Consider the following 12,060-nt stretch of genomic DNA (forward strand, 5'->3'; position numbering starts at 1 on the left):
ATGTCCCACGACTGGCCGGGCAACGGCAACGGCTACGAGTCCGGCTACGACGACGAGTACGACTCGGGCTACGGCGAGCCCGCGCCCCGCCGCCGGTGGCCCCGGCGGTTGCGGCGCACGGTGGTCGTCCTGCTCGCGGTGGCCCTGGTAGGCGGCGCCTCCACCTACGGCTGGGCCTGGTCCAAGCTCAACACCGACGTCGACTTGGGCAAGGTCGAGCACCGCCCCCCGAAGGGCAAGGGCACCAACTACCTCGTCGTGGGGTCCGACAGCCGCGACGGGCTCTCCGGCCGGGACAAGAAGACCCTGCACACAGGCTCCGCCGAGGGGCGCCGCACCGACTCGATGATGGTGCTGCACACCGGCGCCCACGGCGCGACGCTGATGAGCCTGCCGCGCGACTCCTGGGTGACCATCCCGCCGTACACCTACCCCATGACCGGTAAGCGCCCCGGGCCGTCGAAGAACAAGCTCAACGCCGCGTTCTCGGCGGGCGGTCCCGAGCTGCTGGTGCGGACCATCGAGCACAACACCGGCCTGCGGATCGACCACTACGCGGAGATCGGCTTCGCGGGCTTCGTGAACGTCGTCAACGCCGTCGGTGGCGTCCACCTCTGCCTCGACAAGCCCATCAAGGACAAGAAGTCGGGCGCCGACCTGAAGGCAGGGTGTCAGACGTTGGACGGCCGCCAGGCGCTGGCCTTCGTCCGCCAGCGCCACCAGGAGGCCAAGGGAGACCTCGGCCGCAGCCAGAACCAGCAGAAGTTCTTGTCCGCGCTGGCAAAGCAGGCCGCACGGCCGAGCCAGGCCCTCGTCCCGTGGAAGGTCTTCCCGACCGTGGGCGCGGGCCTGGACACACTCATCGTGGACAAGGGGATGGACCTGCGAACGCTCATGGCCATGTTCAAGGCCATGCAGAGCGTCGCGGGCGACCATGGCCGTGGCCACGGCAACCGGCTGAATGTCCCCGTGACGGGGCATGGCCTCGCGACGTCCAAGGGCAGCGCGGTGCAGTGGGACGAGGCGCGGGCGAAGTGGCTGTTCGGGCGGCTGCGGAACGATCAGCCGGTGGGCGCCCGCCGCGACTAGGCCCTGTCCGGCGGGTTTTTCCCCTCCCCGCCCCTTCCCGCTACCAGGGGCTCCGCCCCTGGACCCCGAGGGGGCTGCGCCCTTGGACCCGGGGGGCTGCACCTCTGACCCCGGGGTCTGGGGCGGAGCCCCAGTTTCGGGAAGGGGCGGGGAGGGGAGCAGCCCGCCGCAGGCGCCAAGACCCGCCAGGCCCCCTAGTTGTTGCTGGCGTAGGTCACGAACGCGGTCCAGGCGGTGGGGGTGACGGCGAGTTGGGGGCCGTTGGGGTTCTTGGAGTCGCGGATGTGGATGGTGGAGGGGGTGGGGGCGACCTCAACGCACGAGGGGCCGTCGGCTGTGCTGTAGCTGCTCTTGGCCCAGGCGACTTCAACGCAGTCAGGGCCGTCATTGCTGCTGTAGCGGCTCTTGATCCACTCATTGGGCTTGAGGGTCATGTCTCTCCCCGCAGTTTCTCGATGAAGGCCAGAGACTCACGCGGCGTGAGGGCCTGCGCTCGGATGATCCCATAGCGCAGCTCAAGGATCTGGACCTCTTTGGGATTGGAGATCACGCGGCTGGTGAGCTGAGCTTCCGAATAGCCCACCGTCGTGCCATCGTTCAGCTTCAGAACCCGCAGCTCACCGCTCATCCCGGCATGGTTGTCACGATCCGTCGGCATCACCTGGATCTCGACGTGCCTCAACTGGCCTAGTGTCAATAGGTGTTCGAGTTGGCGGCGCAGGACCATTCTGCCCCCAAGCGGGCGCCTCAGCGTCACCTCTTCCTGGACGAATGTCAGCGTCGTCGCGGGCCGCCGCTCAAAGATCTCCTGCCGTGCCATGCGGGCCGCCACATGGCGTTCGATCTCTTCCTCCGAATACGACGGGCGTCGCATGTCGTACAACGCGTGGGCGTACTCGGGCGTCTGTAAGAGCCCCTGCACGTTGTGGTTGCCGTATGCGCCGATCTCAACGGCCTCGGCTTCCAACTTCGCCAAGTCCCGAACCTTCTTCGGGTAGCGGGCCTCGGCGACCTCCTTCTTCATCGCGGCCAGCTTCCCGCTCGCCCCCAACACCTGATCCGCGTGGTCCAGGAACTCCGGGCTGGGGATGCGCCGGGCCCGCTCGACGGCCGAAACCTGCTCCTCGCCGTAACCGATCGCCGCCCCCAACTCGGCCTGCTTCAGCCCGGCCGCTTCGCGCCACAACTTGATCTGACGGCCGACCGTCCTCAGGACCGCGCCGCTCTCCTCATCCTCCATACGGGACCACCTCCCACCCGGCGCCGCCGGACAGGCCCGGACCAGGGCCGGACAGTCACTGCCCGTATCGGCGTCGCTACTTTTCAGCCTATTCGCGCGCGGCCACTCTGAGTGACGTGAGCCAACAAATCACTCGAACCGACACTTCCGTTTCGCCCTTCACCGTCCTGCTCTCGGCCACCCGCAAGGGCGCCCGCCTGGCACGACTCCTCGGGACGGAGCGCATCCGCTCATGGGGCCTGCCGCATGAGACGGCGGCGTTGATCATCGCCGAGCTGGCCGCGAACGCCGCGCTGCATGGCCGCGTCCCGGGGCGGAACTTCCGGCTGGCACTCAGCGTCACCGGGAACACCCTCCGTATCGAGGTGCGGGACCCCCGGGTCGAACGGCTGCCGACCGTGCGCCCGGCCCCCGAGCCCGAGGCGCCGCGCGAGTGCGGGCACGGGCTGCTGCTGGTCGAGGAGTTGGCGGATCGCTGGGGCGTCGTACCCGAACTGATCGGCAAGACGGTGTGGGCCGAGATCGGGACCTAGGTGTATTGAAGCGTTCAAACAACGCGAAACTGTCCTGCCGGGTACGTACCCGGCAGGACAGTGTTCCGACTGTCGAGCAGTGGATTACTTGCGGACGATGCGGAACGTTGGGTTTGCGCGGGTTCCGCGGGTTTCCACCTGATAGGTACCAGTGGGCACTTTGTACGATCCCATCTGGAAAATGTCGCGCTTCTTTTTGCCCTGGACATACACCAATTTGCCGACCTTGATCGAAGGCCGCCAAGCAGTACAGTGGCCAGGAGCGATCGCGTTCGTGTGCGTGTTTGTGGTGAAGGCGACGAACGAACTGTAGCCACTCGCGTGATTACAGACACGCACCTTACCGCCGGCCGCCGGCGCGGCCGAGGCGGCTGGAGCGGTCACGGCGATCGCGCCGGCAATACCGGCCAGACCCATTGCGCCGAAAGCGATACGCCGAGCGAACTGGTTATTCACGGCAGCTCCATCGTGTCGGAAAGTGGGTGTTTCGTTCGGGCAGACGCCGAAGCCGTACCCGCCTGTGCCGGCCCATGCCGATGGCGGTGGCCGTCGCGGCACTGGCCAGAACGGCTGGTGCCTGGTGAACTCAATTACCACCTTGTCCGGCGGCGGTAATGACCGACTAACCGGCACCTAACGTTCGCTGCCGTGTGACTAACGTGCCGCCGCCGCGTTGCGGACCGCCCGCCCACCCGTTCCGGCCGTCACCATCGTCGGTGCCACCCAGCCCAAGCGGGTCAAGAGAACATCAAAGCCCTGAGTTGCTGATACTGGGGCTGACTAGGCGGCCGGCCAGTTGCGCAGCGCCATGTCGGCCACCTGCTGCAGTTCCTCCTGCGTGGCGCCGCTGGCCGCTTGGACGGCCATGCCGTTCGCCACGGTCATGAGGTAGCGGGCGAGCACTCCGGGATCGGTGCCGGGTGGCAGGTCGCCTTCGTCGACGGCCTGCCGGAACCGGTCGCGGAGGCGGGCCGTGCCCTCGTTGCGCCAGGCGATGAGGGCGTCGCGGGCGCTGCGTCCGGGGTCGCCGGCGGCGAGGGAGCCCTGGACGCCGAGGCATCCGGCCGGGCAGCCGGGGCGGGTGTTGGCCCGGACGGAGCCGCCCAGGAACGCGGTGGCCACCTGCCGGGCGGTCGGTTCCCGCATGGCCCGGTCCGCGTACGCGGCGGGGCCCTCGGTGTAGCGCTCCAGGGCCTTGCGGAACAGGTCCTCCTTGTTGCCGAAGGCCGCGTACATGCTGGTGCGGGTGATGCCCATGGCGCTGGTCAGGTCGGTGAGGCTGGCGCCTTCGTAGCCCTGCTCCCAGAAGACCCGCATGGCGCGTTCGAGGGCTTCGTCGGCGTCGAAACCCCTCGGTCGGCCGATCGGTGCCTTCTGTCGCGCGTTCATGGCATGGAGCATACCTCTTCAGTACCGGTCGGTGCAGAAGTGCGCTACGCTCACCTTCAGTACCGAGCGGTACCGAAATCTGTGGAGGTCATTGTCATGGGACAGCTTGAGGGCAAGACCGCCGTCATCACCGGCGGCGGCACCGGGATCGGCCGGGCCACCGCCGTACGGCTGGCGGCCGAGGGCGCGCACGTGTTCATCACCGGTCGGCGGAAGGCCGAGCTGGACGCGGTTGTTGAGGCCATCGGCCCGGCGGGGGCCACCGCGGTGGCGGGGGACGTCACGAGCCTGGCCGACCTGGACCGGCTCTATGACGCGGTCCGCGCCCGGGGCCGGGGACTGGACGTGGTCTTCGCGAACGCGGCGACCGCCGCGTTCGCGACACTGGAGGAGGTCACCGAGGAGCACCTCGACCGGACCTTCGCCGTCAATGTGCGGGGCACGCTGTTCACCGTGCAGAAGGCGCTGCCGCTGCTCAACGACGGCGCCTCGGTGATCCTGAACGCTTCCACCGCCGCCGACAACGGCACGGAGGCGTTCGGCGCGTATGCGGCGTCCAAGGCCGCGATCCGGTCCTTCGCGCGGACCTGGGCCAACGAGCTCAAGGGCCGCGGCGTCCGGGTCAACGCGGTCTCGCCGGGCCCGATCGACACTCCGGGGATCACGGACCTCTTCGGCGAGGAGAACGCGGCCGACGCCAGGGGGCACCTCGCCACGACCGCCGCGATCGGCCGGATGGGATGCCCCGAGGAGGTCGCCGCGCTCGTGGCGTTCCTCGCCTCCGAGCAGAGCGGCTTCATCCTCGGCGCCAACTTCTATGTCGACGGAGGCGAGAACCAGATCTGACCCGGGCGCACCGGCCGCCACCGGCGCCCGCCCCCGCGGCCCCGGCGCCGTAGGGGACGGTCAGCGGGAGGTGAGGGGGGTCTCGGACTCGACGCGGGTGAGCTTTTCGGGGTTGCGGACGTAGTAGAGGCCGGTGACGCGGGCGTTCTCCACGCGGAAGGCCAGCACGCCGTCGACCACGCCGTCCAGGCGCAGGATGAGTCCGGGGTTGCCGTTGACCGTCGTGAGCTCACCGGTGAGGATGCCGCCGGCCTTGTCGATACTGCCGGCCATGTACCGGAGCACCTTGTCGGCGCCGACGACCGGCTGCAGGGCCGCCAGCCTGAGGCCGCCGCCGTCGCTGACGAAGACAACGTCCGGGGCGAGTACGTCGAGCAGGCCCCGCAGGTCCCCGGTCGCGAGCGCGCGCTGGAACGAGCTCAGCGCTGCCCGGGTCTCTTCCGGGGAAACCGGTGTGCGCGGCCGGCGGGCGTCGACGTGCCGGCGGGCGCGGTAGGAGATCTGCCGTGCGGCGGCGGGGCTCTTGTCGATCGCGGCCGCGATGTCGTCGTAGCCGATGTCGAAGACCTCGCGCAGCACGAAGACGGCGCGTTCGGTCGGTGAGAGGGTTTCGAGGATGAACATGAGTGCCAGCGACAGGTGCTCGGACAGTTCGACGTCCTCGGCCACGTCCGGCGCGGTGAGCAGGGGCTCGGGCAGCCAGGAGCCGACGTAGGCCTCCTTGCGCCGTTTGAGGGTGCGTAGCCGGTTGAGTGCTTGCCGGGTCGTGATCCGTACCAGGTAGGCGCGCTGGTCCCGCACCTGCGCCAGGTCGACCCTGACCCACCGCAGCCAGGTCTCTTGGAGGACGTCCTCGGCGTCCGCCGCCGATCCGAGCATCTCGTAGGCGACGGTGAACAGCAGGTCGCGGTGGGCGACGAAGACCTCGGTCGCGGGGTCGGAGACGTGGTCGTCCATGTCGTGCGCTTCACTCTCTCGTGGTCGGCGCCAGGCGCCGGCTTGTCAGTCCGGCTCGGTCCTTCTCGGGCCGGGCCGGTCGGTCCGGCCCAGGAAGGGGACGTGGCGGTCAGGCCGCGCCTCGAGTGTCGGACGGCGTCGTGCGGTGTTCCGGCCGGGGCGTTTCCAGGCGGTCGGTGTCATCGCCGTGGGATGCGCGGGAACTGGCCTTGCGTGCCCCGGACACCAACTTGTTGAGGGTGAACCGGCAGGCGATCTCCTTGACGCCGGCACCGGTCCGCCCGCTGATGCGGAGCGCGTTCACCTTGTCGTTCGGGTAGGAGAACTGGGTGACGCCCTCGTTTCGGCCGAGGCTGAGGCACTGCCCGGCGAAGAACATCCGGACGGGAGCGGGTGTCTTCCCCGCGATCCGGCGCAGGACGGTGGCGGCGGCTGCCGGGCCCAGCTGCACGGCGGCCTGACAGCTCATCCGGAACGGGTGGTCCGTCATCACCGCCGCGTCCCCGGCGGCGACGATGTGTACGTCGTCCACGCTGGTCAGCGTCGCGTCCGTGATGAGACGGCCTTCGGTGTCGGTGCGCAGCCCGCTGCGGGCGGCCAGGTCCGGGATGCGGAATCCCGCGGTCCAGATGGTCACCGCGCTGGGCAGCTCGCGGCCGTCGTCGAGCCGCACGGCGTCGCGTGTCACTTCCGTCACCTGCGCACGGGGACCTTCGAAAACGGTCACACCCAGCTTGGCGAGCCGACGGGCGACCGGGCGGCGGACCCGGGCATGCAGGCTGGGGCCGAGCACGTCGCCGCAGACCAGGGTGACCTTGCGGCCCACTTCCGCCAGCTCGGCGGCGGTCTCCAGACCGGTCGGGCCGGCCCCGACCACGGTCACCGGAGCCGATGCCGGCGCCGCGGCCAGCGCCGACCGCAGTCGTTCCGCCCCCTCGAGGTCCGACACCCAATGAGCGAACTCCGCCGCTCCGGGCACGCCGGGATCGGCGGCGCCGCTGCCCACCGCGTAGACGAGGTAGTCGTATGAGACCGTGCCACCGCCCGCCAGCGACACCTGGCGCTCGGCAGCGTTGATCCGGGTCGCGGTGTCGACCACCAGCCGGACCTTCCCGCCCAGAACCTCACCGAAGTCCTCGACCGCGTCATCGGAGCCGGTCACGAGCTGGTGCAGGCGGATCCGTGAGACGAAGTGGGGACGCGGATTGACCAGGGTCACCGACACGCCATCGCGCCGAGCCAGGCTGTTGGCCGCCGTCACGCCCCCGTACCCGCCGCCGATCACGGCCACCTCGACGTTCCCGTTCATGATGTCTCCCTCGCGTTATGGACTCGGCCTTGAGACACCAGCGGCGCATCCGGTGTAACGGCCCACGGGTGAGACGTAGCGCACATCGGGCGCGGCCCGGTCCTACGCCGCGTCGGCTGATCCGCGGCTGAACGGCACGGCCTCGAGGGCACGGGTCATCTGGTTCCGGCGGCGCCCGCCGCGACGAGTCCCAGGAGGTTGTCGTGAATCTCGGTGAACCGGGCCCGCACCGCTTCCGCGGCCTTGGCGACATCGCGCGCGGCGGGGTCGCGAGGCCGTTCGAGCAGCAGCTGGACGGTGTCGGCGAGGGCGGTTTCGGGATCGTCGATGCTGAGCGAGCCTGCGACATCGGCGTCGTTCATGACGGTGCTGAAGCCGACCAGCACGGCGTGCAGGGCGTACATCTGCCGGGACAGCGGGAGATCGTCGCGCACGATCCCGTGGTCGCGCAGGATCGTTATGACCGTGTTGCCCATCGCGCTCGTGGTGGCCTCGGCGAAGCGCTCTTGGTCGGCGGGGCGGTGGAGCAGCTGCCGCAGGGCGCTGTCGTCGCTCCGGAGCCACCGCAGCCACGGGTTGCCCAGTGTCGTGCGGATGAGCAGCGGAGCGAGACGGCGGGGCAGGATGGACCACGGGTCCTGGGCGATCTGGTTGTTGATCGTCTCGATCCAGGCCAGTACCTCGCGCGCGACCAGCCCCACCAAGAGGTCTTCTTTGGTCTCCCAATACAGGTAGACCGTGCCCTTGCCCACGCCCGCGGCCGCGGCGATCTCGGCGATGGTCACCTTGCGGACGCCGTGTTCGAGGACCAGTTCGCGCGCGCTGTCGAGGATTCTGGCTGCCTTGACGGAGTCGTGTTCGATCAGCCGGCTCACCGTCGTGGTTCCTCCCGTTCGCTCTTCGGCGTCATGATGTCACGGGGGTTCACGGAGGTGGTGTGTCTGCCGTGTGGCGGGGCCCTGAGGCCGGGTCACGCCAGGGCGATGTCGACCGTCTTCATCCGGGAAGCCTTGCTGCGGTGCTCGGCCTGCGAGAGGAGCGTTCTGCCGAGTGTCGTCCCCACCACGTGGTCGAAGACGGACCGGATCCGGTACTCGGTACGGTCGGCCGGGACGAAGAGCCTACGCATGACCATGCCGCTGTCCTGGTGGAACTCGATGAAGGGGCGGAGTTTCGCCTCCCAGGCCCGCAGCGCCCGTGGCACGTCTCCGGGATTCCGCTCCAGCATCGTGCCCAGCATGTCGGCCCCGGCCAGGCCGCTGGAGGCCCCCATCCCGGAGTAGAGGGTCAGGCACCACGCCGAGTCGCCGACGAGCACCACCCTGCCCTGGTGCCACGTGTCGAGCCGCACCTGCTCGGCGGTGTCGAACAGGTGGTCCGGCGCCTGCTCGAACTGGTCGAGCAGCCAGCCGAGCGTCGTGCCCGTGGGCTCCGGTCCGAACACCGCCCGCAGCGAGTCGACGGCGGGCCGGGTGAACTCGCCGTCCACATCGTTGGTCCGGTAGTTGAACAGCGCCGTCGGTGGCCGGTCGGCGAAGGCGAACACCCATGCCGACCGGCCCAGCTCGGACATGATGATGCCGTCCGTACCCCGGAAACCGGGGACCGGGCCGGGCAGGCCGCACGCCGCGAGCATGTAGCCGAGACGGTGAATACGGCCTTCATCGGGCCCGAACGCCAGCCGGCGCACGGCCGAGCGCAGGCCGTCGGCCCCGACCACGAGGTCGAACCGTTCGGTGGTCACCGTCCCGGCGGCCCGGTCCTCGATGTCAACCCGCACGCTTTCCGCGTCCTGGCGCAGCGCGACCGGAATGGACGCGTACCGGATCTCCACGTTCTCGGGCAGGGCGTCGAACGCTGCCTGCTCGACGTCGCCGCGCACGACCGGGCGTGACTGGCCGGGCACGGCCTCGGCGAAGCCCATGCCGCGCCGCCGCCGGCCCGCGCGATCGACGTTGTAGTAGGCGATGTCGGTCGAGAAGCGGTCCGGCACCTCGATGCCCAGGCGCTCTGCCGCGGTGATCCCGGTGCCGAAGAGGGTGAGGAAGTACCCGCCGCGGCGGCGTTCGGCTGCTTTCTCCAGGACGACAACGTCCCAGCCCGCCTTGTGCAGCCGCAATGCCGAGGCGGTTCCGCTGACGCCGAGTCCGACTACGAGAGCCCGCTGTCGCGGGGTGGTGTTCGTCTTCATGACCCTCAGCGTAGACTGACTGACCAGATTAGTCATCTGGTCAGAATGAGAAGGGCGAGAACGTGGATGTGTATGAAGCCGTGAACAGTCGCCAGGCCGTGCGGGCGTTCAGCGATGAGCCGGTGCACAAGGAGGTGCTCGCACGAGTGCTGGCCGCAGCCACGCGGGCTCCGTCGAGTGGGAACCTCCAGCCATGGCATGCGTATGTCCTGGCCGGCGAGCCCTTGGCCGAACTGAAGAGGCGCGCAACGGCCAGGGTCCTGGCGGGAGATCCGGGTGATGAGCGGGAGTATCCGATATACCCGGCCGAACTGACCTCGCCGTATCTGGACCGGTTTTCCGCCGCGGCCGCCCAGCGGCACGACGCGATGGGAATCGAGCGCAACGACCCCGACAGGAGTGTGAAGCTCGCCGCCTTGAACGCGGAGGCGTTCGGGGCGCCGGTTGTGCTGTTCTGCTACCTCGACCGGACGATGGGGCCCGGGCAGTGGGCGGACGCGGGGATGTACGTGCAGACGGTCATGCTGCTGCTGAGGGCGGAAGGGCTGCACAGCTGCCCCCAGGTGTTCTGGTCGATGTATCGCAAGACCGTCAGTCAGATGGTCGGAGCCGATGACGGGCTCGAACTGTTCTGCGGTGTGTCGATGGGATTCGAGAAGGAAGGCGTGTCACGGCCGCGTACCGGGCGGGCGGACATGGCGGAAACAGTGAGCTTCCTTGGAGTGTGACCACCGAAGGGCCGAACGCCTCGCGCTGGTCGCGGAGCGGCGCCACACCCGTAAGCTAACTGACCAAATTGGTCACCTGGTCAGAGTCGCGACCACCCCCGAACGGAGTTCCCGCCATGCCAACCGTTTTCGTCCACGGCTTCCCCGAGACGCCGGAGGTCTGGGAGCCGCTGCTCGTCGAGCTCGAACGCATCGCTCCCGCTCGCCCCGCCCCGATCCGCCTGTCCCCGCCTGGTTTCGGGGCGCCCTTGCCGACGGGGTTCGGTGCGACCGTCGGTGATTACCGGGACTGGCTCATCGACGAATTGGAGCGTTTCGCCGAACCCGTCGACCTGGTCGGGCACGACTGGGGCGGCGCACACACCCTCAACGCGGTGATGGCCCGCCCGGACCTCGTGCGCAGTTGGGCCAGCGATGTGATCGGCCTGTTCGACCCGGACTACGTGTGGCACGAGTTCGCCCTGAGTCAGCAGGAGTCACAGAGCACGGGACCGGACCCGGCCGTCCCGTTCGGTCCGGACCTCGCGGTGCGGGTCGCGATGCTCGTGGAGCTCGGCATGGGTGAGCCGGTCGCGAGGCGGGTCGCGGTGGGCCAGGATGAGGCGATGGGGCGGGCCGCGCACTCGCTCTACCGATCAGCCGCCCAACCGGTGATGGCTGAGCTGGGCCGGAACCTCGAACGCGCGGCGCAGCGGCCGGGCCTCGCCCTGCTCGCCACCGAGGACCGCTTTGTCGGGACCGTCGCACAGCGGTGCCGCGCGGCGCGGCGGGCCGGTGCCGGGACCGCGACGCTGGGCGGGCTCGGCCACTGGTGGATGACCCAGGACCCCGGCCGTGGTGCCCAGGTGCTCACCGATTTCTGGGACTCGTTGGACCGCTGAGGTGAACCCGGCCTCGGAGGCGCGGTGTTCGCGCGGAGGCGCTCCGGATGCGGACCCCGCGGTCCTCAGGGCGCCAGGATGTCCAGCTCCCGCAGGGCCCCCACCGTGATCTCCCGCGTGTAGCGCTCCGCCGCCTCCGCGTCGCTCGCGCGGACCGCTTCGGCCACGCGGACGTGGAGGGTGACCGCCTCCGGGTCGGGGTCGGTGAACATGATGCGGTGCTGGGTGCGGCCGGTCAGGACCTCGGTGACGACGTCGCCCAGGCGGGCGAACATCTCGTTGCCCGAGGCGCGCAGGATCACGCGGTGGAAGGCGACGTCGTGGATCAGGTACGCGGGCAGTTGCTGGCCGCGTGAGGTGGCGACCATGTTGAGGGCGTGCTCGGTGAGCTCGGCGCACTGCTCCGGCGTGGCGTGCTCGGCGGCCAGCGCGGCGGCGGCTGGTTCGATGGCCGAGCGGAGGGCGGTGAGGGAGCGGAGCTGGCGGGGGCGGTCGGGGCCGGCCAGGCGCCAGCGGATGATCTGGGGGTCGAAGACGTCCCACTCCTCGGTGGGGCGCACCGTCACCCCGACCCGGCGGCGGGACTCCACCAGGTGCATGGACTCCAGGACCCGCACCGCCTCCCGGACGACCGTGCGCGAGACGTCGTAGCGCCGCTCCAGCTCATCGGTGCGCAGGACGGTGCCCGGCGGATAGTCGCCCCCCGTGATCGCGGGGCCGAGGGACTCCAGGAGCCGGTCGTGCAGCCCTTGGGGCCTGGGCCTCTGACCACGGCCCTGGGGCCCCTGTTCGTCCATGCGCTCAGCCTACGCGGCCACCCACCCATCAAATAAGTATGACTTTTAAGTCACGGACCCTTGAATACGTCGTATCTGTGGGGTTGAGTGTCCCCGGCGC

At 69.6% G+C, this 12,060-nt stretch carries 14 protein-coding genes; 5 read left to right on the forward strand and 9 right to left on the reverse strand.

Annotation, left to right across the window (positions count from 1 at the left end):
• Positions 1–1,089, forward strand: a complete 1,089-nt coding sequence (locus J5X86_RS05100) for an LCP family protein (RefSeq protein ID WP_208515543.1) — start codon at positions 1–3, stop codon at positions 1,087–1,089.
• Between the two features lie 194 nt (positions 1,090–1,283).
• On the opposite strand, the gene J5X86_RS05105 is transcribed toward J5X86_RS05100, so the two are convergent.
• On the reverse strand, positions 1,284–1,523 hold the full coding sequence (locus tag J5X86_RS05105; RefSeq protein WP_208515544.1) for a DUF397 domain-containing protein: 240 nt from the start codon (positions 1,521–1,523) through the stop codon (positions 1,284–1,286).
• Entirely contained in the window at positions 1,520–2,329 is an 810-nt protein-coding gene (locus J5X86_RS05110) for a helix-turn-helix transcriptional regulator (protein WP_208515545.1), read from the reverse strand. Before J5X86_RS05110 ends, J5X86_RS05105 begins: the two co-directional genes overlap by 4 nt.
• 116 nt (positions 2,330–2,445) lie before the next feature.
• Here J5X86_RS05110 and J5X86_RS05115 point away from each other — a divergent pair, with 116 nt between their 5' ends.
• A complete protein-coding gene (locus J5X86_RS05115; protein WP_208515546.1) occupies positions 2,446–2,862 on the forward strand; it encodes an ATP-binding protein in 417 nt (138 codons plus the stop codon).
• An 84-nt stretch (positions 2,863–2,946) separates the two neighbouring features.
• On the opposite strand, the gene J5X86_RS05120 is transcribed toward J5X86_RS05115, so the two are convergent.
• Together J5X86_RS05120 and J5X86_RS05125 are read right to left on the reverse strand one after the other, a co-directional pair.
• A complete protein-coding gene (locus tag J5X86_RS05120; protein WP_208515547.1) occupies positions 2,947–3,318 on the reverse strand; it encodes a hypothetical protein in 372 nt (123 codons plus the stop codon).
• Positions 3,319–3,642: 324 nt separating this feature from the next.
• Complete coding sequence (locus J5X86_RS05125) at positions 3,643–4,251, reverse strand: TetR/AcrR family transcriptional regulator (protein WP_208515548.1); 609 nt, start codon at positions 4,249–4,251, stop codon at positions 3,643–3,645.
• Positions 4,252–4,347: 96 nt separating this feature from the next.
• On the opposite strand from J5X86_RS05125, the gene J5X86_RS05130 reads away from it, so the two are divergent.
• Positions 4,348–5,097, forward strand: coding sequence for an SDR family NAD(P)-dependent oxidoreductase (locus J5X86_RS05130; protein WP_208515549.1), 750 nt, complete (start codon positions 4,348–4,350; stop codon positions 5,095–5,097).
• 60 nt (positions 5,098–5,157) lie between these two features.
• On the opposite strand, the gene J5X86_RS05135 is transcribed toward J5X86_RS05130, so the two are convergent.
• The 4 genes from J5X86_RS05135 to J5X86_RS05150 form a co-directional block, all read right to left on the reverse strand.
• Positions 5,158–6,054, reverse strand: coding sequence for an RNA polymerase sigma-70 factor (locus tag J5X86_RS05135; protein WP_208515550.1), 897 nt, complete (start codon positions 6,052–6,054; stop codon positions 5,158–5,160).
• 109 nt (positions 6,055–6,163) lie between these two features.
• Complete coding sequence (locus tag J5X86_RS05140) at positions 6,164–7,363, reverse strand: NAD(P)/FAD-dependent oxidoreductase (protein ID WP_208515551.1); 1,200 nt, start codon at positions 7,361–7,363, stop codon at positions 6,164–6,166.
• 155 nt (positions 7,364–7,518) lie between these two features.
• Positions 7,519–8,238, reverse strand: coding sequence for a TetR/AcrR family transcriptional regulator (locus tag J5X86_RS05145; RefSeq protein ID WP_208515552.1), 720 nt, complete (start codon positions 8,236–8,238; stop codon positions 7,519–7,521).
• 95 nt (positions 8,239–8,333) lie between these two features.
• Positions 8,334–9,554, reverse strand: coding sequence for an FAD-dependent monooxygenase (locus J5X86_RS05150; RefSeq protein WP_208515553.1), 1,221 nt, complete (start codon positions 9,552–9,554; stop codon positions 8,334–8,336).
• Between the two features lie 62 nt (positions 9,555–9,616).
• Between J5X86_RS05150 and J5X86_RS05155 the strand changes: the two genes are divergently transcribed.
• Entirely contained in the window at positions 9,617–10,282 is a 666-nt protein-coding gene (locus J5X86_RS05155; protein WP_208515554.1) for a nitroreductase, read from the forward strand.
• Between the two features lie 116 nt (positions 10,283–10,398).
• A complete protein-coding gene (locus J5X86_RS05160; protein WP_208515555.1) occupies positions 10,399–11,163 on the forward strand; it encodes an alpha/beta hydrolase in 765 nt (254 codons plus the stop codon).
• 65 nt (positions 11,164–11,228) lie between these two features.
• Here J5X86_RS05160 and J5X86_RS05165 read toward each other — a convergent pair whose 3' ends face one another.
• On the reverse strand, positions 11,229–11,960 hold the full coding sequence (locus J5X86_RS05165; RefSeq protein ID WP_208515556.1) for a FadR/GntR family transcriptional regulator: 732 nt from the start codon (positions 11,958–11,960) through the stop codon (positions 11,229–11,231).
• Between the last annotated feature and the right edge of the window lie 100 nt (positions 11,961–12,060).

The sequence above is a fragment of the Streptomyces sp. NEAU-YJ-81 genome (genome assembly GCF_017592595.1).
In the GTDB taxonomy this organism is placed as follows: Bacteria; Actinomycetota; Actinomycetes; order Streptomycetales; family Streptomycetaceae; genus Streptomyces; species Streptomyces hygroscopicus_B.